Source organism: Amycolatopsis sp. PS_44_ISF1 (assembly GCF_032335455.1).
Classification (GTDB): Bacteria; Actinomycetota; Actinomycetes; order Mycobacteriales; family Pseudonocardiaceae; genus Amycolatopsis.
The window spans coordinates 2,915,432-2,939,532 of the sequence record NZ_JANUXO010000001.1 but is presented as its reverse complement, the minus strand read 5'-3'; the positions used below and the strand labels follow the sequence as shown (position 1 = coordinate 2,939,532).

Sequence of the window (24,101 nt, the reverse complement as noted above, 5' to 3'; positions counted from 1 at the left end):
TGGGGGCGCTGGGGGCGCCGCCGGCCGGGTCCCCCACCGACGCGAACACCGGAGGCACTCATGATGAACTACGAAATTCTCGGGCAGATCAGAGTCAGCGGCCGTCCCGGTGTCAGCGCGCCCCGGGCCCGCAAGATCGAGACGCTGCTGGCGGTCCTGCTGGCCAAGAACAACCAGGTGGTGACCACCGAGCACCTGATCGGCGAGATCTGGGGCGAGAACCCGCCGGCCCGGGCCAGCGCGGCGCTCTACGTCTACGTCTCGCAGCTGCGGAAGCTGCTGCGCGGCACCGGCGAGGCCGACGAGAGCCCGGTGGTCACCAGCCCGCGCGGCTACTCGCTGCACATCGGCATCGACGAGCTGGACGCCGACCGCTTCACCCGCCTGTACCAGGAAGGCCGCGCCCTGCACTGGGACCGCGGCTACGGCCAGGCCGCCGCCGTGCTGCGCCGGGCGGCCGACCTCTGGCGGGGCGAGGCCTTCGGCGGCTTCACCGACTCCCCCGACGTCCAGGCCTACGCCACGACGCTCGAAGAGAGCCGGCTGGAGTGCCTGGAGCTGCTGATGGAGACCGAGCTGCTGATCGGGCGGCACCGGGAGGTGGTCGGGCAGCTATCCGCGCTGGCCAAGGAGCACACCCTGCGCGAGACCTTCTACGAGTACCTGATGACCGCGCTGCTGCGGTCGAACCGGCGGGCCGAGGCGCTGGAGACCTTCGCCTCCGCCCGGCAGAACCTGGGGCAGCAGCTCGGCATCGAGCCCGGCAGCTCGCTGCGCAAGCTGCACCACAGCATCCTCGTCGGCGAGCTGTCGGACGCGGTCTGACCCGGGCACGAAAACGGCCCCGCCCTCCGCTGCCGGCGGAGGGCGGGGCCGTTTCGTCGTGGACCGGCCGGGTCAGCTGCGGAACACCGACACCACCGGGCCGCCCGGTTCGACCGGCTCGCCGTACCAGCCCCCCCAGCGGCTGTCGAGGGCAAGCTCGGCCAGCTCGGCCATCAGGTCCAGCTCGGCCGGCCAGACGTAGCGCGCCGGCTCCTCCGCCCCGGTGAGCAGCACGGTCTGGCGGAGGCGGTCGACACCGGCCACCCAGACGTCGGCGGCCCAGCGCTCCGGGTCCGGCTGCGGTCCCTGCACCACCAGCGCGCCCCCGGGCCGCAGCAGCCGGCTCAGGCGCCGGATCAGGCGGAGTTGCCCGCGCTGCCCGGAAAACCGGGTGAGCGCGTCAGCCGGGACGTACACGACGTCGTAGCGCGGACCGCTCTCGGCAGCGGCCCCGGGCGCGAGGCGGTCGGGGCCGGCCGCGGTGACCGCGTAGCCCTCCCCGGCCATCGCGTCGGCGACCGAGCCGCCGCCCAGGACCAGCACCCGGCCGCGGCGGCCGCCGACGCGGTCGACGACCTCGCCCAGGAACGCCACGGCGCCCGCGGGGTCGTCGGCCAGCGGGGCCAGCCAGGCGTCGAGCCCGTCGGCCGGCTTCTCGTCGATGCGGGTCGGCATCACGCCACCTCACTTCACGGACCTGGGTCTTCTCTTCACGAAGTCCTTCGGTCACCCAGCGTGCGCCAAGGACCTAAAGTCGACCTTGACCGGCTGGTACGGAGGGAGGGCGGCCCGCGCGTGGCGGGCCGCCCTCCCGGCGGTGCGGACGGCGATCAGCCGTGGGAGCGCTGGTGGAACTTCCGCACGGCGAAGAAGGCGGCGAGCGCGGTGATGGCCGCCCACCAGGCCAGCGCGAGCCAGCCCGTGGAACCGGCCGCGGTGCCGTTCATCAGCGCGCGGACCGCGTCGATCAGCACCGTCACCGGCTGGTTGTCGACGACGACGCGCAGCACGCCCGGCATCGACGCCGTCGGGACCAGCGCGCTGGTGGCGTAGGGGACGAAGACCAGGATCATGCCGAGACCGCTCGCTCCTTCGACCGTCTTGGCGATCGAGCCCAGCAGCGTCGCGAGCCAGAAGATGCCCGAGGCGAACAGGACCAGCAGGCCGACCGCGCCGAGCCAGCCCAGCACGCCGCCGCCCGGGCGGAAGCCGATGGCCAGGCCGAGCGCGACCATCACGACCAGCGAGAGCAGGCTGCGCAGCACCCCGGCGGTCACGTGGCCGACCAGCACGGCCGGACCGGCCATCGGCATCGAGCGGAACCGCTCCACCAGGCCGTTGGTCAGGTCGGAGGCGACGCCGACCACGGTGGTGGTGGAGTTGAAGCCGATGCTGACCGCGACCAGGCCCGGCACCAGGTAGTCCACGTAGGCCATGCCGGGCAGGTTGATCGCGCCGCCGAACATGAAGCGGAACAGCAGGAGCAGCACGATCGGCAGCGAGACCGCCTGGATCAGCATCTCCGGGTTGCGGGTGATGTGCTTGAGGTTGCGCCCGATCAGCACCCGGCAGTCGGACAGCGCCAGCGCGATCGGGGATCGGGTGGGAGCGTCGGGGATCTGCTTCCCCTCGGTCTCCCTGGACAGGGTCTGGGTCATCGCTTCTCTCCCGCGGTTCCGGTAAGGGTGGTGAAGACGTCGTCCAGGGTCGGCTCGGACAGCTCCAGGCCGGTGGTCTCGAGGCCGGCGTCGGCGATCTGGTTGAGCACCCGGCGGACCTCGGCCGGTGCGTCGATGGCGACGCTGACGGTGCGGTCCAGCAGCACGCCCTCGACCACGGTGTGGGCCCGAGCGGCCTCGGCCTCCGTGGCGAACGCGAGCTTGAGCCGTTCGGTGCCGACCTTGCGCTTGAGCTCGGCCGCGGTGCCTTCGGCGACCACCCGGCCCCGGTCGATCACCGCGATCCGGTCGGCCAGCTGGTCGGCCTCGTCGAGGTACTGCGTGGTGAGCAGGATCGTGGTGCCCCCGGCCAGCAGCTCGCGGATCGCGTCCCACATGGCCGAGCGGCTGCGCGGGTCGAGGCCGGTGGTGGGCTCGTCCAGGAACAGCACCGGCGGCGAGGTGATCAGGCTGATCGCCAGGTCCAGCCGGCGGCGCATCCCGCCGGAGTAGGTCTTGACCGGCCGGTCGGCCGCGTCGACCAGGTCGAACTGCGCGAGCAGCTCGACCGCCCGGCGCTTCGCCGCCGCCCCGGGCAGGTGGAACAGCCGCGCCATCATCTCCAGGTTCTCGCGGGCGGTGAGCAGTTCGTCGACGGCGGTGTCCTGGCCGGTGAGGCCGATCTGCTCGCGCACCTTGCGCTTGCGCCCGGCCACGTCGTGGCCGTTGACGGTCACGGTGCCGCCGTCGGCGTCCAGCAGGGTGCTGAGGATCCGCACCGTGGTGGTCTTGCCGGCGCCGTTGGGGCCGAGCAGCGCGAACATCGTGCCGCGCTCCACGCTCAGGTCGACCCCCTCCAGGACGTCCACGTCCCCGAAGGACTTGCGCAGTCCCCGCGCTTCGATCGCATAGCCGGTGACCATCGGTTACCTCTCCTCGTTCGGGTCGATCTCGAAAACGAACTTCTCGCGTGGGGAAACCGGCAAGGAGCCCGGAAACTGTCCGGGCCAGTGGACCCCACCGCGGGCGGGCGCGGCAATAATGGCCGGGTCGAGCGGTTCTAGGGGTCGACTAGTCATCGTCGCCCCCGCCGGTGGCCAGGCTGATCAGCGCGTCGGTGTCCAGGCCGTCGATGGTGTCCGCCTCGACCGGGGTGGTCCCGGCTTCCTCCGCCCGGTCCGCTCCGGCCAGCTCCAGCAGCCCGTCCAGCAGACCGGCGGAACGCAGCCGCTCCAGGGAAAGGCCCGCGAGGAGGTCGCGAACCCCTTGCTCGGTCCGGGTTTCCGCCGGTGCGGCCGGTTCGGCGACCGGTTCCGGGGCCAGCTCGCCGACCAGGTGCCCGGCCAGGATCCGCGGGGTCGGGTAGTCGAAGATCAGGCTGACCGGCAGCTTCAGCCCGGTGACCAGGCTGAGCTTGTTGCGGAACCCGGTCGCCGACAGGGAGTCGAACCCGACCTCGTTGAACGAGCGGTCCGGCTCCACCGCCTCCGGACCGGAGTGCCCGAGCAGCGCGGCCGCGTGCGTCCGCACCAGGGTGAGCACGGCCGGTACGCGCTTGTTCCGGGGCAGCGCCGCCAGCTTCTGCGCGAGCGTCTCGGTGTCCTCGGCCGCGTCCTGGGCCGCGCGGCGGCCCGGGGTCCCGGCCAGTCCGCGCAGGACGGCCGGGAGGTCGTCCCCGCCCGTGGCCGCCAGTACCCGGGGGTCGAGCGAGATCGGGACCAGCAGGGCCTCGGCCGAGCCCGCCGCCGAGTCCAGCAGCCGCAGTCCATCCTCAGTGGACAGTGCCGTGATGCCGGTTTCGCCGATGCGGTGCGCGTCGGCCTCCTGCACCGCCTCGCCCATGCCCTCGGCCCACAGGCCCCAAGCGAGGGAAGTACCGGCCAGTCCTTCGGCCCGGCGGCGGGCCGCCAGCGCGTCGAGGAACGCGTTCGCCGCGGCGTAACCGCCCTGGCCCGGCGCGCCGAGCACCCCGGCGGCCGAGGAGAACAGCACGAACGCCGTGAGGTTCGCCTCCCGGGTCAGCTCGTGCAGGACGAGGGCCGCGTCGGCCTTGGGCCGGAGCACGGTGTCCAGCCGGTCCGGGGTCAGCGAGGTCAGCACGCCGTCGTCGAGCACCCCGGCGGCGTGGACGACCGCGCGCAGATCCACGCCCGACAGCAGGGCGGAGACCGCTTCCCGGTCGGCCACGTCGCAGGCGGCGAAGGTGACCTCGGCCCCCAGCCCGATCAGTTCGTCGCGCAGCCGCGCCGCGCCCGGGGCCGCGGCCCCGCGCCGGCCGGCGAGCAGCAGGTGCCGCACCCCGTGCTCGGTGACCAGGTGCCGGGCGACCGCCCCGCCCAGGGCCCCGGTGGCGCCGGTGATCAGCACCGTGCCCTCGGGGTCCCAGACCGGGGCGCCCGCCGCGTCGGCTGCCCGGGCCAGGCGCGGCACGAGCACCGCGCCGGAGCGCAGCGCCACCTGTGGCTCGTCCGAGGCCGCGACCGCGGCCAGCGTGCGGCCGGTCGGGGTGCCCGCGCCGAGGTCGACCAAAGCGATCCGGCCCGGGTGCTCGGCCTGCGCCGAACGCACCAGCCCGGCCACCGCGGCGCCGACCGGATCGGGGTCGTCCCCCGGCTGCGTGGCCACCGCCCCGCGGGTCACCACGAGCAGCGAGCCTTCGGGCCGGGCCACGAACTCCTGCAGCAGCCCCAGCACCCGGTGCAGCTCGGCGTGCACCTCGTCGCCGCCCGAGGGCAGCACCAGAAGCCCGCTCGCCTCGGCGAAGGTGGGTGAAGCGTTCGCGTCCAGCGCGCCGGTGAGGCCGAACGGGTCGGGGCCCACCACCGTCCAGCGGGTGACCTCCGCGACCGCGTCGAGCTCGGCCGGCTCCCAGGCCACGCGGAACAGCGAGTCGCCGCCCGCCGCGACCGGCTGCGGGACCGCGGACATCGGCCGCAGCAGCAGCGACTCCACCGAAGCGACCGGCACGCCGGCGCCGTCCGCGATGTCCAGCGACACCGCCCCGGTACCGACCGGCCGGACGTGCACCCGCAGGGCACTGGCCCCCACCGCGTGCAACCGCACCCCCTCCCAGGCGAACGGCAGCGCCGGTTCGTCCCCGGCCGCGCCGGAGACGCCGATGGTGTGCAGCGCCGCGTCGAGCACCGCCGGGTGGATGCCATAACGGTCCACATCGGACACTTCGGCCGGGAGCCGGATCTCGGCGAACGCTTCGCCGCCACGCTTCCAGGCGGCGGTGAGACCGCGGAACGCGGGCCCGTACGCCAGACCGCCGGCGGCCAGCTCCTCGTAGGTGCCTTCGAGCGGCACCGGCTCCGCCCCCTCGGGCGGCCAGGCCGTGAGAGCGAACTCCTCCACCTTCCCGGCCTTGGCCAGCCGCCCGGTGGCGTGCCGCGTCCACGGGAGGCCCTCGGCCGCACCGTCGGCCCGCGAGTGCACGCTGAACGTGCGCTCGCCGCCCGCCGTGGCCGCGCCGACCGCGAACTGCACCCGCACGCCCCCGCGCTCGGGCAGGACCAGCGGGTACTCCAGGGTCAGCTCCGCCAGGCGCGGGCAGCCGGCCTCGTCGCCGGCGCGGATCGCCATCTCCACGAACCCGGTGCCGGGGAACAGGATCGAGCCACCGACCACGTGGTCGGCCAGCCACGGGTGCGTGCCGGCCGACAGCCGCCCGGTGAACAGCAGCCCGTCGGCTTCGGCCAGCTCCAGCCCCGAGCCCAGCAGCGGGTGGTCCTCCTGACCGGGCGCGGACGCGGTGCTCTCCAGCCAGTAGCGGCTGCGCTGGAACGGGTAGGTCGGCAGCCCGACCGCCCGGGCGCCGGTCGGCTCGTACACCGCGGCCCAGTCGACGTCGACGCCGCTGACGTGCAGCTGCGCGACACCGGTCAGCGCGGCCTCCGCCTCGTCCTGCTCCTTGTGCAGCAGCGAAGCGAACACCAGTCCTTCGGGACGCTCGTCGAGGCAGCCGCCGGCCATGCCCGTGAGGGTGGTGTCCGGGCCCAGCTCCAGGAAGCGGGTGACGCCGTCGGCCGCGGCGCGGGTGACCGCGTCGAGGAACCGGACGCCCTCGCGCACCTGCCGCACCCAGTACTCCGGCGACGACAGGTCGGCGGGCTCCCCGGTGACGGTGGAGAGCACCGGGATCCGCGCTTCGGCGTAGGTGAGCCCTTCGGCGACGAACCGGAACTCCGCCAGCATCGGCTCCATCAGCCGCGAGTGGAACGCGTGCGAGACGCGCAGTTGCCTGGTGCGTTCGAACTTCGCGGCCACCGCCGCCACGGCCTCGGCCGCACCCGAGACCACCACGGCGCTCGGACCGTTGACCGCGGCGACGTCCACGGAGCCGCCCGCGGCTTCGAGCACCGCCTCCGGGGTCGCCTCGATCGCCACCATCGCGCCCCCGGCGGGAAGCGCCTGCATCAGCGCACCCCGGGCGACGACCAGCTTCGCCGCGTCGGCCAGCGAGAACACCCCGGCGCAGTGGGCCGCGGCGATCTCGCCGATCGAGTGCCCGGCCAGCAGGTCGGGCTTGACGCCCCAGGACCGGGCCAGGCGGAACAGCGCGACCTCCAGCGCGAACAGCGCGGGCTGGGTGTAGCGCGTCTCGTCCAGCTCCTCGCCGCTTTCGACGATCTCGCGGATCGGACGGCCGAGGTGGCGGTCGACCGCGGCGCAGGCCTCGTCGTAAGCGCCGACGAACACCGGGAACCGCTGCGCGAGCCGGGCGCCCATGCCGGCGCGCTGAGAACCCTGGCCGGCGAACAGGAACGCGGTGCGGCCGCTCGCGGTGGCGACACCGCTGACGACGCCGCGCGCCTCCTCCTCGTCCACCAGCGCCGCGAGACCGCGGACGAACTGCGGCGAGCGGCTGCCGATCAGCACCGCGCGGCGGTCGAAGGCACTGCGGGTGGTGGCCAGCGAGAAGCCGATGTCGGCGAGGCTGCCGTCCGGCTCTTCATCCACGTAGGACATCAGCTGCTCGGCCCGGGCCCGCAGGGCCGCGGCCCCGCGGCCGGAGACCGGCCAGGCCACCGGGCCGTCGGGCTCGGGCCCCCCGCCGCCCACGACCTCGCGGCGGTCGCCCTCCTCCAGGATCACGTGGGCGTTGGTGCCGCTCACGCCGAAGGACGAGACGCCGGCCCGGCGGGTGTGCCCGTTGGGCAGCCACTTGACCGGCTCGGCCAGCACCCGGACCGCGCCCGAGGACCAGTCGATCTCCGACGACGGACGGCCGACGTTCAGCGTCGCGGGCAATTCGCCCCGGCGCATGGCCATCACCATCTTGATCACCCCGGCCGCGCCGGCCGCGGCCTGGGTGTGGCCGATGTTCGACTTCACCGAGCCGATCCACAACGGACGGTCCGCCGCGGTCTCCTTGCCGTAGGTGGCCAGCAGCGCCTGGACCTCGATCGGGTCGCCCAGCCGGGTGCCGGTGCCGTGGGCCTCGACGGCGTCCACCTCGGAGGCGGCCAGCCCGGCGTCGGCCAGCGCCGCGCGGATCACGCGCTGCTGGGCCGGGCCGTTGGGCGCGGTGAGACCGTTGGACGTGCCGTCCTGGTTGACCGCGCTGCCCTTGAGCACCGCGAGCACCGGGTGACCGAGGCGGCGGGCGTCGCTCAGCCGCTCCAGCACGACCACGCCGGCCCCTTCGGACCAGGTGGTGCCGTCGGCGTCTTCGGAGAACACCTTGCACCGCCCGTCGGCCGCGAGGCCCTGCTGGCGGCTGAACTCGACGAACGTCTCCGGGGTGGCCATCACGGTGACGCCGCCGGCCAGCGCCAGTGAGCAGTCCCCGCCGCGCAGCGCCTGCGCGGCCAGGTGCATGGCGACCAGCGAAGACGAGCAGGCGGTGTCCACGCTGACCGCGGGACCCTCCAGCCCGAGGGTGTAGGACACCCGGCCGGTGACGATCGAGCCGGCGCTGTTCGCGCCCACGTAGTCGTGGTACTGGACCCCCGCGTACACCCCGGTCGGGCTGCCCTTGAGCGAGACCGGGTCGATCCCGGCGCGTTCGAGGGCCTCCCAGCACGATTCGAGCAGCAGCCGCTGCTGCGGGTCGATCATCGGGGCTTCCTTGGGCGAGATGCCGAAGAAGCCCGCGTCGAAGTCGCCGGCGTCGTGGACGAACCCGCCGCGGGCCACGTAGGTGGTGCCGGGGCGGCGGCCGGTCGGGTCGAGCAGGCCGTCGACGTCCCAGCCGCGGTCGGCCGGGAAGTCGCCGATGGCCTCGCGGCCCTCCGCGACCAGCTCCCACAGCTGCTCCGGCGAGGTGATCCCGCCCGGCAGCCGGCAGGCCATGCCGACGATGGCGATGGGCTCGTCGCCGGCCGCCCGCACGGGCGCGGTGGCCCCCTCGGCGGTGGTGCCGGCCAGCTCGGCCAGCAGGTGCCGGGCCAGCGCGGACGGGGTCGGGTGGTCGAAGATCAGCGTCGCGGGCAGCCGCTGGCCGGTGGCCGCGGTGAGCCCGTTGCGCAGCTCGATCGCGGTGAGCGAGTCGAAGCCGAGCGACTGGAACTGGGCCGACGGCTCGATCTCGTGCGCACCGCTGTACCCGAGCACGGTGGCGGCGTGGCCGCGCACCAGCTCCAGCACGGCGTCACCGCGGTCGGCCTCGGGCCGGGCCAGCAGGCGGGCCGCGAAGGAGTCTTCGGCCGCCGCGGCGTTCGAGGCGATCCGCCGCCCGGCCCGGCCGGCCAGCCCGTCCAGGGTCTTCGGGATCCGGTCGAGGCGGCGCAGCGCGGGCAGGTCCAGCTTGACCGGGACCACGGTGGCCTGGCGGACGACCAGCGCCCGGTCGAACAGCGCCAGTCCCTCCACAGTGGACAACGGGACGATCCCGCCGGCCGCCAGGCGCGTGACCTCTTCGGCCGAGAGGGTGCCGCCCATCCCGCCGACCTCGCCCCACAGCCCCCAGCCCAGGGACAGCCCGGGCAGGCCGTGGGCGACGCGGTGCGCGGCGAGGGCGTCGAGGAAGGCGTTCGCGGCGGCGTAGCTGCCCTGGCCGGGCGCACCGAGCACCCCGGAGACCGAGGAGAACAGCACGAACGCCGAGAGCGCGGTGTCGCGGGTCAGCTCGTGCAGGTTCAGCGCGCCATCGACCTTGGGCCGCAGCACCGCGTCGACGCGCTCGGGGGTGAGCGCGGTGATCACCCCGTCGTCGAGCACCCCGGCGGCGTGGACCACCGCGGTGAGCGGGTGCTCCGCCGGGATCGCGGCCAGCACCGCGGCGAGCGCGGCGCGGTCCGCGACGTCGCACTGCGTGACCTCGACCGCCACGCCCAGCTCACCGATCTCGGTGGCCAGCCGGGTCAGCTCCGGCGTGCCCCGGCGGCTCAGCAGCAGCAGGCGGCGCACGTCGTGCTCGGTGACCAGGTGCCAGGCGAGCTCGGCGCCCAGCGCGCCGGACGCGCCGGTGACCAGCACGGTGCCGTGCGGGCAGAAGTACGCGGGCTCGGTCTCCGGCGCCGCGCGGACCAGCCGGGGCGCGAGCAGTACCCCGAGGCGGACCGCGGCCTGCGTCTCCCCGGAGGCGAGCACCGGCGGCAGGACGGCTTCGGCGACGGTCTCCTGGGGCGTGTCGATGTCGATGTCCAGCAGCAGGAACGCGTCCGGGTTCTCCTCCTGGGCCGAGCGCACCAGGCCCCAGACGGCGGACGCGGCCAGATCGGTCACGTCGGCGCCGCCCACCGAGACCGCGCCGCGGGTGAGGACCACCAGGCGGGCGTCGTCGGCGTGGTCGGTGGCCAGCCAGTCCTGCAGCCGGGCGAGCACGCGGTGGGCCGGTGCGTGCGCGTCCTGCGGGTTTCCGTCGGTGCAGTCGAAGATCTCGACGTTCGCAGTGTCCACAGTGGTCTCGGGTGCGACCACGCGCTGCCACTGGAGGTGATACAGCGGCGGACCGGCGTCGACCGGCTTGGTGAACGGGCGGAACACCGCCTCCGCGACCGTGGCGACGGGCGCGCCGGTGGCGTCGGCCAGCGTGATCTCGAAGCTCTCGCTGGTGCTCGCCGCGAACCGCACCCGCAGCGCGGACGCGCCGGTGGCGTGCAGTTCGAACCCGGTCCAGCAGAACGGGACCAGCCCGACGCCGCCGTCGCCACCACCGGCGACCCGCAGGGCGTGGGTGCAGGCGTCGAGCGCGGCCGGGTGCAGGCCGAAGCGCTCGGCCTCGCTGTCCTCGGGCAGCGCGATCTCGGCGAACACCTCGCGGCCCCGGCGCCACACCGCCCGCAGTGAGCGGAACAGCGGGCCGTAGCCGAGGCCGGTGTCGGCGAAGTCCTCGTACAGGCCGTCGATGGCGACCGGCTCGGCCCCGGCCGGGGGCCACTCGGTCAGCGCGGGGCCGCCGCGATGGGTCTGCGGGGCCACGGTGCCGGCGGCGTGTGAGGTCCACGCACCGGCCTCGTCCTCCAGTCGCGAGTGGACGGTCACGGCCCGGAGGCCGTCGTCGCCGGCGGCGCCGACGCGCACCTGCACCTGCACCCCGCCCCGGTCCGGGACGACCAGCGGGCTGCCCAGCGTCAGCTCCTCGATCCGGCCGGCGCCGACCTGGTCGCCGGCGCGGACCACCAGCTCCAGGAACGCGGTGCCGGGCACGGTGACCACGCCGCCGAGCCGGTGCTCGGCCAGCCAGGCGTGCGTCTCGACCGACAGCCGGCCGGTGAGCACCACGCCGCCGGTGTCGGCGAGCGCGACCGCGGCGCCGAGCAGCGGGTGCCCGGCCGAGGTCAGGCCCGCGGCGGCCACCTCGTCCCGGCCGACCCGGGCTTCGAGCCAGTAGCGCTTGCGCTGGAAGGCGTAGGGCGGCAGGTCGATCCGCCGCGCGCCCCGGCCGGCGAAGACCGCGGCCCAGTCGGGGACCAGTCCACTGACGAACAGCTCGGCCAGCGCGCTCAGCGCGGTGCGGGCCTCCGGGCGGCCCTTGCGCTGCACCGGGACCACCGCGGCGCCCTCGGCGATCCGGCGCACCAGGGCCGAGAGCACCCCGTCCGGGCCGATCTCGACGAACCGGCCGACCCCGTGGGCGCTCAGCGCGGTGATGCCGTCGTGGAACCGGACGGCGGCGCGGACCTGGTCCACCCAGTAGCCCGGGGTGGCCAGGTCGAGACCGGCGCCGACGGTGGAGACCACCGGGATCACCGGCGGGGTGTAGGTCAGGGTCTCGGCCACCGCGCGGAACTCCGCCAGCATCGGCTCCATCAGCGGCGAGTGGAACGCGTGCGAGACCTTCAGCTTCGAGGACTTGCGCCCGTCGAACTGCGCGACCACGGCGGCGACGGCGGCTTCGGCGCCGGAGAGCACCACGGATTCGGGACCGTTGATCGCCGCGACACTGACCTCGGCGGTCAGCAGCGGCAGCACCTCGTCCTCGCTCGCCTGCAGCGCCACCATCGCGCCACCACCGGCGGGCAGTGCCTGCATCAGCTTCGCCCGCGCCGCGACCAGGGTGCACGCGTCGGCCAGCGACAGCACCCCGGCCACGTGCGCGGCGGCCAGCTCACCGATCGAGTGGCCCAGCAGGAAGTCCGGCTTGATCCCCCACGATTCGAGCAGCCGGAACAGCGCCACCTCGAACGCGAACAACGCGGGCTGGGTGTAGCCGGTCCGGTCGATCAGCCCGGGCCGGTCCAGCACGGTCTTGAGCGGACGGTCCAGCCGCGGGTCGAGCTCGGCGCAGACCTCGTCCAGCGCCGCGGCGAACACCGGGAACTCCTCGGCCAGCTCGGCCCCCATCCCGGGCCGCTGGGCGCCCTGACCGGAGAACAGGAACGCGGTCCGACCTTCGACCTGCGGGCCGGTCACCAGGCCCGGTGCGCTCTGGCCGGCGGCGAGCGCGGCGATGGCGGCCTCCGGGTCTTCGGCGAGCACCACCGCGCGGTGCGAGAGCGGGGAGCGGGAGGTGGCGAGGGAGAAGGCCAGGTTCAGGGTCGAGGGAACCGCCGCCGGATCGCCGGAGGGGCGCTCCCGCTCCGAAATCGCGGCGTTCAGCCGGTCCGCCTGGGCCCGGAGCGCAGCGGCCCCGTGACCCGAGACCGGCATCGGCACCGGCAGGTCCGCGGGCCAGTCCTGCGTGGCGGCCTCACCGAATCCCGGCTCGTCGGCCTCGGGCGCCTCCTCCACGATCACGTGCGCGTTGGTCCCGCTCACGCCGAACGAGGAGACACCGGCCCGTCGCGGCCGGCCGGCCGGGGCCCACGGACGCGGCTCCCGCAGCAGTTCGACGTTGCCCGAGGTCCAGTCGATCTCGGTGGACGGCTCGGTCACGTGCAGGGTCCGGGGCAGCAGACCGTGGCGCAGGGCCATGACCATCTTGATCACGCCGCCGACCCCGGCCGCGGCCTGGGCGTGGCCGAGGTTGGACTTGACCGAGCCCAGCCACAGCGGGGCCCCCGGGCGGTCCTGGCCGTAGGTCGCGAGCACGGCCTGGGCCTCGATCGGGTCGCCCAGGGTGGTGCCGGTGCCGTGGCCCTCGACCGCGTCCACATCGGACGCCGAGAGCTGCGCGTTCGCCAGCGCCTGGCGGATCACGCGTTGCTGCGAGGGGCCGTTCGGCGCGGTCAGCCCGTTGGAGGCACCGTCGGAGTTCACCGCGGAGCCGCGGATCACCGCGAGGACCGGGTGGGCGTTGCGGCGGGCGTCGGAAACGCGTTCGAGCAGCAGGGTGCCCGCGCCCTCGGCCCAGCCGGTGCCGTCGGCGCTGTCGGAGAAGGCCTTGCACCGGCCGTCCGCGGCCAGCCCGCGCTGGCGGCTGAAGGCCAGGAACGGGCCGGGACGCGACATCACCATGACCCCGCCGGCCAGCGCCAGCGAGCAGTCCCGCTGCCGCAGCGACTGCACGGCCAGGTGCAGCGCGACCAGCGAGGAGGAGCAGGCCGAGTCGATGGTCACGGCCGGGCCCTCCAGGCCCAGCGCGTAGGCGATCCGGCCGGAGATGACCGAAGCGGCGTTGCCGGTGCTCAGGTAGTCCTCGACCTCACCGGCGAGCACCGAGGGCGGCAGCTCGTCGTAGTAGTCCTGCTCGCCGCTGCCGATGAACACGCCCACCGGCTGCTTGGCCAGCGAATGCGGGGCGATCCCCCCGCGTTCGAAGGTCTCCCAGGCCAGCTCCAGCACCAGCCGCTGCTGCGGGTCCATGGCCAGCGCCTCGCGCGGTGAGATGCCGAAGAACGGCGCGTCGAACTCGCCCACGTCGTGGACGAAGCCGCCTTCGCTGACGTAACTCGTGCCGGGCGCGTCCGGATCGGCGTCGAACAGCGTGTCCAGGTTCCAGCCGCGATCGGCCGGGAAGTCGCCGATGGCGTCGCGGCCCTGGGCCACCAGCTCCCAGAGGTCCTCGGGCGAGCGCACGTCGCCGGGGTAGCGGCAGCCCATCGCGACGATCGCGATCGGCTCGGCCTCGGCCGCCTCGACCGCGCGCAGCCGCTCGCGGGTCTCCTGGAGGTTCGCGGTCACCCGCTTCAGGTAGTCGACCAGCTTGCTTTCGTCAGTCATCTCGGGAACCCTCTTGTCGCTCCGGTGGTGCTGCGGGTGGGGGCGCTCAGGCGCCCAGCTCGTTGTCGATCAGGGCGAACAGCTCGTCCGTGGTCGCGTCCGCCAGGGCCGCTGCGGCGGTTCCTCCGGCGAGCGTCTGGTGCAGCGTGGTGACCATCGCCTGCAACCGGGCGACGATGCGGGACCGGTCGATCTCCGCCGCGTCCAGCCCGGCCGCCACGGCCTCCAGCCGGTCCAGCTCGACCTCCAGCGGGACCGCCGCCGCGCCCTCGCACAACTGCGTCCACAGGTACTCGGCCAGGGCCTGGGGGTTCACGTGGTCGAACGCGACGGTGGCCGGCAGCTTCAGCCCGGTGCCGGCGCCGAGCCGGTTGCGCAGGTCGACGGCGGTCACCGAGTCGAAACCCAGCTCCTTGAACGCGCGGGCCGGCTCGACCACCGCCCCACTGTCGTAGCCGGCGACCACGGCGACCTGTTCGCGCACCAGCTCCAGCAGCGTCCGCTGCTGTTCGGCCGCGGTGAGCGAAGCCAGCTGCCCCTTCAGGTCGCCCGTGGTCTCGGCCGGGGAACCGGTGTCGGCGGTGGCGAGCTCGGGCAGCCCGCGCAGCAGCGGCCGGGGCCGGGCGAGCTGGTAGACGGGGGCGAACGCGGACCAGTCGATGTCCGCGACCACCAGGTGGCTCTCGTCGTGGTCGAGCGCTTGGCCCAGGGCCTCGGCCGCCAGCCGCGGATCCATCTCGGCCAGGCCCATGCGGCGCAGCAACGCCCTCGCTTCGGCGTCGACCATGCCCCCGCCGCCCCAGGAACCCCAGGCCACGCTGGTCGCGGTCCGCCCGGCCGCGCGGCGGCGGCGGGCGAGCGCGTCGAGGTAGGCGTTGCCCGCGGCGTACGCGGGCTGGCCCGAGGTCCCCCAGACCGCGGCCCCCGAGGACATCAGCACGAACGCGTCCAGCTCGGTTTCGCCGAGCAGCGCGTCGAGCAGCGCGGCCCCGGTGACCTTGGCGCGGGTGGCGGCGGCGAACTCCGCCGGTGTGACGTCGGCCAGCAGCGGCTCGGCGGTCAGCACCCCGGCGGCGTGCACGACGGCGGACGGCGGGTGCTCGGCGAGCAGCGCCGCCAGCGCCGAACGGTCCGAGACATCACAGGCCGCGACGGTGACCCGGGTGCCCGAAAGCTCCTCGACCAGCTCCCGCGCGCCGGGGGCGTCGAGGCCGCGGCGGCTGGTGAGCACCAGGTGCCCGGCCCCGCGCCCGGCCAGCCAGCGGGCGACGTGCGCGCCGACCGCGCCGGTGCCCCCGGTGACGAGCACCGTGCCGCGCGGCCGCCACGGGGGCCGGGCCGCGGCCTCGGCGAGCGGCGCCCGCACCATCCGCCGGGCGAACACGCCGGACGGCCGGATCGCCACCTGGTCCTCACTGTCCACACCGGACACGACTGCGGCCAGCCGGGCCGCGTCCGCGACCCCTTCGACGTCGACCAGACCACCCCAGGTGCCCGGCCGGTCGAGCGCGGCGACCGTGCCGAGGCCCCACACCGCCGCGGCGGCCGGATCGGCGCCGGAGAACGCGTCCACCGCGACGGCGCCGCGGGTGACGACCCAGACGGGTGCGTCGACGGCGGCGTCCTGCAGGGCTTGCAGCAGGGTGATGGTCGCGGCGGCCGGGGTGCTCAGCGCCGGGGCTTGCGGGTGTTCCCGGGTATCGAGCGCCAGCAGTGACAGCACGCCGTCGAACGGACGGAGCGTGGTCGCTTCGGTGATCACCTCGGTCAGCGCGGCCCGCTCGGCGGGCGCGCTGACCCGGACCACGTCACCCTGCGCCGCGAGCGCGTCGGCCAGCTCGGCCGCTTCGGGCCCGCCGGCCGGCACCAGGACCAGCCAGGTGCCGTCGAGCCCGCCGGAGACCGCGCCCAGCGGGGCCCACGAGACGCGGTAGCGCCAGGAGTCCACTGTGGACAGCTCGGCCCGGCGGCCGTGCCAGGCGGCCAGGGCCGGGACGACCTCGGCCAGCGGAGCCGGCCCGACGCCGAGCCGGGCCGCGAGCGCTTCGACGTCACCGCCGGTGACCTCCTGCCAGAACTCCCGATCGGCCACCGGGGCCGCGGCCGGCGGCTCGGCGGTGGCTTCTTCGTGCCAGAAGCGCTGGTGCTGGAACGGGTAGGTCGGCAAGTCGACCAGCCGGCCGCCGGGCACCAGCGAGGCCCAGCCGGCCGCGCCGCCGCGGACCGCGTGCTCGGCCATCGAGGTCGCGAACCGGACCAGGCCGCCTTCGTCGCGGCGCAGGGTGCCGACGACGGCGCCGGCCCGACCGGTCTCGTCCAGCGTCTCCTGGATGCTCATGGTCAGCACCGGGTGCGGGCTGACCTCGATGAACCGCGTGTAGCCGGCCGCGGCGAGCTTCGCCACGACCGGGGCGAAGCTGACCGTCGTGCGCAGGTTGGTGAACCAGTATCCGGCGTCCACAGTGGATTCACCGATCGCCTCCCCGGTCACCGTCGAGGTCATCGCGACCGATCCGAGGCGGGGTTCGATCGGGGCGAGGTCGGTCAGCAGCCGCTCGGACAGGTGCTCGACGTGCGCGGAGTGCGAGGCGTAGTCCACCGGCACCCGCTTGGCGCGGAAGCCCTCCGCGACCAGCCGGTCCCGGAGCTCGTCGAGGGCGTCGCCGTCGCCGGAGAGCACGGCCGAGGTCGCGCCGTTGTCGGCGGCGAGCGAAATCCGGCCGTCCCAGGGCTCGATGCGGGACCGCAGCTCGGCCGCGGGCAGCCCGGCGGCGAGCATCCCGCCGCCCCGGCCGCCCAGCCCCTCGCCGATCGCCAGGCTGCGCAACGCGACCACGCGGGCGCCGTCCTCGAGCGACAGCGCGCCCGCGACGCTCGCGGCGGCGATCTCGCCCTGCGAGTGGCCGATCACCATGTCCGGCTCCACGCCGTGCGCGCGCCACAGCGCGGCCAGCGAGACCATCACCGCCCACAGCACCGGCTGCACCACGTCCACCCGGTCGGCGGGCGGGGTGCCGGGCTCGCCGCGCAGCACGGCCAGCACCGACCAGTCCACGAACTTCCGCAGTTGCGCGTCGCACTCGGCCAGCCGCTCGGCGAACGCGGGCGACTGCCCGAGCAGCTCGATCGCCATGCCGGTCCACTGCGAGCCCTGGCCGGGGAACACGAACACGGTCTTGCCGCGCACGTCGGCCGGGCCGGTGACCAGATCGGGCCGCGATCCGCCGGTGGCCAGCGCGCGCACCGCTTCGGCCGCCTGCTCGCGGTCCTCGGCCAGGACCACGGCACGGTGCTCGAAGGAGGCCCGGCCCGTGGCCAGCGTGTAGGCGACGTCGGCCAGTCCGTCGAGGCCGGCGTCCAGCCGGGTCAGCAGGTTCGCGGCGGCCTGGGCCAGTGCGGCCGGGGTCCTGGCCGAGAGCACCAGCGGGCTGACCGCCGGGGCCGGGGACCCGGCGGGCTCGGCTTCGGGGACGTCCTGTTCCAGGATGACGTGCGAATTGGTGCCGCTGACCCCGAACGAGGACACCGCGGCCCGGCGCGGGCGCGAGGTCTCCGGCCACTCGCGCGGCTCGGTCAGCAGCTCGACCGCCCCCGCGGTCCAGTCGACGTGCCGCGACGGCGTGCCGACGTGCAGGGTGCGCGGCAGCCGGCCGTGGCGCAGCGCCAGCACCATCTTGATCACCCCGGCGACCCCGGCGGCGGCCTGCGGGTGCCCCAGGTTCGACTTGATCGAGCCGAGCAGCAGCGGCGCGCCCGTGGTGCGCCGGCCGTAGGTCTCCAGCACCGACTGGGCCTCGATCGGGTCGCCGAGCGCGGTGCCGGTGCCGTGCGCCTCGACGGCGTCCACATCGGACACCGTCAGCCCGGCGTCGGCCAGCGCCGCCTCGATCACCCGGACCTGGGAGGGGCCGTTGGGGGCGGAGAAGCCGTTGCTGGCCCCGTCCTGGTTCACCGCCGAGCCGCGCACCAGGGCGAGGACCCGGTGACCGTGGCGGCGGGCGTCGGAAAGGCGCTCCAGCACGAGGACACCGACGCCCTCGGCCCAGGAGGTGCCGTCCGCGTCGTCGGAGAACGACCGGCTGCGCCCGTCGGCGGCGAGGCCGCGGCGGCTGCAGAAGTCGACGAACATCTCGGGGGTGCCCATCACCGCGACGCCACCGGCCAGCGCGAGCGTGCAGTCCCCGCGGCGCAGGGCCTGCGCGGCCAGGTGCAGCGCGACCAGCGAAGACGAGCACGCGGTGTCCACCGACACGGACGGTCCTTCGAGCCCGAGGGTGTAGGAGACCTGACCGGAGACGAGGCTGCCGTCCGGGCTGCCGCCGCTGTAGTCGTGGTACATCACCCCGGCGTAGACGCCGGTGGGGCTGCCCTTGAGCCCGTGCGGGTCCAGCCCGGCGCGTTCGAGGGCCTCCCACGAGGCCTCCAGCAGGATGCGCTGCTGCGGATCGGCGCGGCGCGCGTCACGCGGGCTGATGCCGAAGAACCCGGCGTCGAAGTCGGGGGCGTCGTAGAGGAACCCGCCGTGCCGCGTGTAGGTCTTGCCGGGGCGCTCGGGCACCGGGTCGTACACGCCCTCGAGGTCCCAGCCCCGGTCGGCGGGGAACTCCCCGATCACGTCGCGGCCCTCGTCGACCAGCTCCCACAGCTCGTCCGGGGTGCGGACGCCCCCGGGGTAGCGGCAGCTCATCCCGATGATCGCGATCGGCTCGGTGTCCCGGGCCTCCAGCTCGTGCACGCGCCGCCGGGCCTGCTTCAGATCGGCCGTCGCGCGCTTGAGGTAGTCGCGGAGCTTGTCCTCGTTGCCCATGGCTCGCCCGTTCATGAGATGCCCAATTCGTCGTCCAGCACGGCAAAAAGCTCGTCGTCGGTGGCCTCGCCGAGGTCTTCGGCGGCGCCTTCGGTGGCGGGGCCGTGCGCTTCGGCCCACTTGCGGACCAGCGCGTCGAGCCGCGCGGTGACCTTCGCGGTCGATCCGTTGAGCGAGCCGGCGGCGCCGCCCAGCCGGGCTTCGAGCCGGTCGATCTCGGCCAGCAGCGGATCCGCCGCGCCGCGGGCCGGCCCCAGCAGTTCGTGCAGCCGCCGCGCGAGCCGGACCGGGGTCGGGTGGTCGAACACGACCGTCGCGGTCAGCTTCAGCCCGGTCAGCGCGCCGAGCTGGTTGCGCAGCTCCACCGAGGTGAGCGAGTCGAACCCCAGCTCCTGGAACGCGCGCTCCGGCTCGACCGAGGCCGCGGAGCCGAAACCGAGCACGGCCGCCACCTGCTCCGTGACCACGCCCAGCAGGAACGCCTCCCGTTCGGTCTCCGGGAACGTGCTCAGCCGCGTGGCGACCGAAGCGCCCGCGCGGGCCACCCGCCGTGGTGCGGCCGGGCGGACCAGGCCGCGCAACGTCGGCGGCAGCGCGTCCGTACGGGCGCGCAGGGCCGCGAAGTCGAGCTGGACCGGGGCGAGGACCGGCTCCCCGGCCGTGAGGGCGGCGTCGAGCAGGGCCAGCGCGTCGGCCGTCGCCATCGGCGGGGTGCCGAGGCGGCGCAGCCGGCGCAAGTCGGCCTCTTCCAGGGCACCGGCCATCCCGCCGTCCTCGGCCCAGGCGCCCCAGGCCAGCGACGTGGCCGGCCGGCCCTGGGCGTGCCGGTGACGGGCCAGTTCGTCGAGGAACGCGTTCGCGGCGGCGTACCCGGACTGCCCGGCGGCCAGCACGGTGCTCGCCGCGGAGGAGAACAGCACGAACGCGTCCAGGTCGTGGGTCTGCTCGTGCAGGTTCCAGGCGCCGTCGACCTTCGGGGCGAAGACGCGGTCCAGCTCGGCGGCGGTGAGCGTCTCGACGCGGCCCGCGGCCGGGACCCCCGCGGCGTGCAGGACCGCGGTGAGCGGAGCTTCGAGACCGGCGAGCAGCTTCGCCACCGACCCGGGATCGGTGACGTCGCAGCTCGCGATGGTGAACTCGGCGCCGAGCGCCGTCAGCTCCTCGCTCAGCGAAGCCGCGCCCGGCGCCTCGGACCCGCGCCGGCTGGTGAGCAGCAGGCGTCGCACGCCGTGCCGGTGGACCAGGTGTTTCGCGACCACGGCGCCGAGACCGCCGGTGCCGCCGGTGATCAGGACGGTGCCCTCCGGGTTCCAGCCCAGCTCGGCCGGCGTGGGGTTCGCGGCGACCAGCCGGGGCACCAGCACCCGGCCGTCACGCACCGCGGTCTCGGGCTCCCCCGTGGCCAGCGCCGCTTCGGCCGCCTCCCCGTCGATCAGCACGAACCGGCCCGGGTTCTCGGCCTCGGCCGCGCGGACCAGGCCCCACACCGGGGCGAGCACCGGATCGACGTCCTCCCCGGACACCGAAACCGCGCCGCGGGTGACCACCGCCAGCCGCGTGTCGCCCGCCTCGGCCAGCAAGCCCTGGATCGCGGCCAGCACCCGCTCGGTCACCTCCCGCGCGGCGGCCGGCACCGGACCGTCCGGTGTGGACACTTCGAAGATCTTGGCCGGGGCGGATTCCCCGGTCCCGGAGGCGGGCTCCCAGCCGAGCCGGAACAGCGAGCCCGGGGTCAGCCGGTCCGGCGAGACCGGACGGGCGGCCAACGAGCCGACCGAGAGCACCGGGCCGCCGCTCGCGTCGGCGATCTGCAACGCGATGGCCCCGTCGCCGACCGGGGAAACCCGCACCCGCAGCGCCGAGGCCCCGGCCGAGTGCAGCGTGGTGTCGCTGAAGGCGAACGGCAGCATCGGCCGGGCCTCGCCGTCCTCCGGCGCCGGGCCGAGCAGCTGGGCGTGCATCGCGGCGTCGAGCAGGGCCGGGTGCAGGCCGTAGTCGCGGGCTTCGGCCCCTTCGGGCAGGACGACCTCGGCGTACACGTCGTCGCCCGCACGCCACATCGCGCGCAGCCCCCGGAAGGCCGCGCCGTAGCCGTAACCCAGCTCGGCCAGCCGCGCGTACGGGTCGTCCAGCTCCACCTCGACGGCACCGGCGGGCGGCCACTCGCCGAAGTCGAACGAGGGCACGACGTCCTCGGTGCTCAGGAATCCGGCGGCGTGCCGGGTCCAGCCGCCCCCGTCCGGTCGCGAGTGGACGGTGACGCGGCGGCGCCGGTCTTCCTCGGCCGCCTCCACCACCACCTGCACGGACACACCCTCGGCCAGGGTCAGCGGCGCCTCCAGCGTCAGCTCGTCGACGCGGGGACAGCCGACTTCGTCGGCCGCGCGGCGCACCAGCTCGACGAAGGCGGTACCGGGCAACAGGACCGAGCCGAGCACCACGTGGTCGGCCACCCAGGGCACGGTCTGCGCCGACAGCCGCCCGGTGAGCACCACCGCGCCGGTTTCGGGAACCCGCACCACGGCACTGAGCATCGGGTGCTCCGCAGGTAGCTGGCCGTGGTCGCCGGCGTCGCCGATCGTGGTGGTGACCGGCAGCCAGTAGCGGTCGCGCCGGAAGGCGTAGGTGGGCACCTCGACCCGGCGGGCGCCGGCGTAGAAGGCGTTCCAGTCCACGGGGACACCACGGGCGTGCAGGCTCGCGAAGGCGGTGACCACGGTGTGGGCCTCGTCGCGGTCGGCGCGCTGGGCCGGGACGAAGGCCAGCGCCTCGTCCTCCAGCGCGTTCCTCCCGGCGGCGGTGAGCACCGCGCCGGGCCCGATTTCGAGGAACGTCCTGACCCCTTCGTCCACCAGCGTGAGCAGGCCCTCGTGGAACCGCACGGTCGCGCGGACCTGCTCCACCCAGTACTCCGGGGTGCTCGGGTCGCCGCCCCCGGTCGAAACGATCGGGATCCGCGGCCGGCCGTACTGGAGCTTCCGGGCCACCTTCGCGAACTCCGCGAGCATCGGCTCCATCAACGGCGAGTGGAACGCGTGCGAGACCTTCAGCTTCGACGACTGGCGGCCGTCGAACCGCGCCACCACCGCGTCGACCGCGTCCTGCGCGCCCGAGAGCACCACGGAATCCGGCCCGTTGACCGCCGCGACGCTCACCTCGGCGGTCAGCAGCGGCGAGACTTCCGCCTCCGTCGCCCGCACCGCCACCATCGCGCCCCCAGCGGGCAACGCCTGCATCATCCGCCCCCGCGCCGCGACCAGGGTGCAGGCGTCCGCCAGCGACAGCACCCCCGCCACGTGCGCGGCGGCCAGCTCTCCGATCGAGTGCCCCAGCAGGAAGTCCGGCGTCACCCCCCACGACTCGAGCAGCCGGAACAACGCCACCTCGAACGCGAACAGCGCGGGCTGGGTGAACCCGGTCCGCCGCAGCAGCTCACCGTCTTCGAGGACCGTCCGCAGTGGACGTTCGAGGTGGGCGTCCAGACCGGCGCACACCGCGGCGAAAGCCTCGGCGAAAACGGGGTACTCCGCCGCCAGCACCCGGCCCATCCCGGCCCGCTGGGCGCCCTGCCCGGTGAACAGGACCGCGGTCCGGCCGGTGCCGCGACGGCCCCGGACCACCCCCGGCGCCCCGGCACCGGCCGCGAGCGCGGCCAGCCCGGACAGCAGTTCCTCGCGATCCCGGCCGACGACCACCGCGCGGTGGGCCAGGGGGGGGGGGGGGGGTCCAGCGCCGCGCCAGCGCGTCGTCGCGAGGGAGAAGCCGATGTCCGCCGCGGAGTCCTCGGGATGGTCCGCGAGCCGCTCGGCCTGGGCGGCGAGGGCATCGGCGGAGTCCGCCGACAGCGGCCAGGCCGCCACCGGTGGCTCACCGCGGCCGGCCGCTTCCGGCCCGGCCGCCTCGGTCTGCTCGATGATGACGTGGGCGTTGGTCCCGCTGATCCCGAACGAGGACACCGCGCCCCGGCGCGGACGGCCCGCCTCGGGCCACGGCCGGGCCTCGGTCAGCAGCTCGACCGCCCCGGCCGACCAGTCGACGTGCGGGGACGGCGCATCCACGTGCAGCGTCTTCGGCAGCACGCCGTGACGGATCGCCTGCACGACCTTGATCACCCCGCCGACCCCGGCGGCGGCCTGCGTGTGGCCGAGGTTGGACTTGAGCGAGCCGAGCCACAGCGGCTCCCCGGCCCGGTCCTGGCCGTAGGTCGCGATCAGGGCCTGGGCCTCGATCGGGTCGCCGAGCTTCGTGCCGGTGCCGTGTCCCTCGACCAGGTCGACCTCGGCGGTGGTCAGGCCCGCGGACGCCAGCGCCCGGCGGATCACCCGCTGCTGCGCAGGTCCATTGGGGACGGTCAGCCCGCTGGACGCGCCGTCGGAGTTGACCGCGCTGCCCCGGACGACCGCCAGCACCTCGTGCCCCCGGCGCCGGGCGTCGGAAAGCCGCTCCACCACGAGCACCCCGACGCCCTCACCCCAGCCGGTGCCGTCCGCGCCGGCGGCGAACGCCTTGCAGCGGCCGTCGTCGGAGAGCCCGCGCTGTTCGCTGAAGTAGACGAAGGTCTCGGGCGTCGCCATCACCGTCACACCGCCGACCAGCGCCATCGAGCAGTCACCGCGGCGCAGCGACTGCGCGGCCCAGTGCAGCGCGACCAGCGAGGAAGAGCACGCCGTGTCCACGCTGACCGCGGGGCCTTCCAGGCCCAGCGCGTAGGCGACCCGGCCGGAGACCACGCTGCCGGCGGCCGCGTGGCCCGAGTAGTCGTGGTACATCACCCCGGCGAAAACCCCGGTGCTGCTGCCGCGCAACGTCTCGGGCACGATGCCGGCGCGCTCCAGCGCGGTCCAGGACGTCTGGAGCAGCAACCGCTGCTGCGCGTCCATCGCGAGCGCCTCGCGCGGCGAGATGCCGAAGAACTCCGGGTCGAATTCCGCGGCGTCGTATAGGAAACCGGCCTCACGGGTATTCGTGGTGCCGGGCCGCTGCGACGACGGGTCGTACAGCGCGTCGAGCGGCCAGCCCCGGTCTTGCGGGAAGCCGCCGATGGCGTCGGTGCCCGAGGCCACCAACTTCCACAGCTCCTCCGGTGAGCCGGCGCCGCCCGGGTACCGGCAGGCCATGCCGACGATCGCGATCGGCTCGGTCTCGCGGAGGCGGGCCTCCTGCAGGGCCTGCTTGGCCTCACGCAGGTCCGTGGTCGCCCGCTTGAGGTAATCGAGCAGCTTGCGCTCGCTTTCGGCACTCACGCCACTACCCCCCTGCGGAAAACGCCGCCGGAGCAGAAATCGATACTCACGTCATCGACCACCTAACCGCGAAAAGGC

The 24,101-nt window shown here is 74.9% G+C and carries 5 protein-coding genes and 2 pseudogenes; 1 reads left to right on the top strand and 6 read right to left on the bottom strand.

Annotated features, from left to right (window positions below):
- Positions 1–63 precede the first annotated feature (63 nt).
- Complete coding sequence (locus tag NYF13_RS13310) at positions 64–825, top strand: AfsR/SARP family transcriptional regulator (protein WP_315656640.1); 762 nt, start codon at positions 64–66, stop codon at positions 823–825.
- Between the two features lie 72 nt (positions 826–897).
- On the opposite strand, the gene NYF13_RS13305 is transcribed toward NYF13_RS13310, so the two are convergent.
- The 6 genes and pseudogenes from NYF13_RS13305 to NYF13_RS13280 form a co-directional block, all read right to left on the bottom strand.
- Positions 898–1,500: a hypothetical protein gene (locus NYF13_RS13305; protein ID WP_315656639.1), complete on the bottom strand. Its 603-nt coding sequence runs from the start codon at positions 1,498–1,500 to the stop codon at positions 898–900.
- Between the two features lie 155 nt (positions 1,501–1,655).
- The gene (locus NYF13_RS13300) at positions 1,656–2,483 is read right to left on the bottom strand and encodes an ABC transporter permease (RefSeq protein WP_315656638.1); all 828 of its coding nucleotides are present in this window, start codon (positions 2,481–2,483) and stop codon (positions 1,656–1,658) included.
- Positions 2,480–3,406: an ATP-binding cassette domain-containing protein gene (locus NYF13_RS13295; RefSeq protein ID WP_315656637.1), complete on the bottom strand. Its 927-nt coding sequence runs from the start codon at positions 3,404–3,406 to the stop codon at positions 2,480–2,482. Before NYF13_RS13295 ends, NYF13_RS13300 begins: the two co-directional genes overlap by 4 nt.
- Positions 3,407–3,554: 148 nt before the next feature.
- Positions 3,555–13,967: pseudogene (locus NYF13_RS13290) on the bottom strand (SDR family NAD(P)-dependent oxidoreductase); the annotation flags it as partial.
- Between the two features lie 52 nt (positions 13,968–14,019).
- Positions 14,020–18,780 (bottom strand): annotated as a pseudogene (locus tag NYF13_RS13285) (type I polyketide synthase); the annotation flags it as partial.
- Positions 18,781–18,791: 11 nt separating this feature from the next.
- Positions 18,792–24,023 carry a type I polyketide synthase gene (locus NYF13_RS13280; protein ID WP_315656633.1) on the bottom strand — a complete coding sequence of 1,744 codons (5,232 nt, stop codon included), beginning with the start codon at positions 24,021–24,023 and terminating at the stop codon, positions 18,792–18,794.
- Positions 24,024–24,101 lie beyond the last annotated feature (78 nt).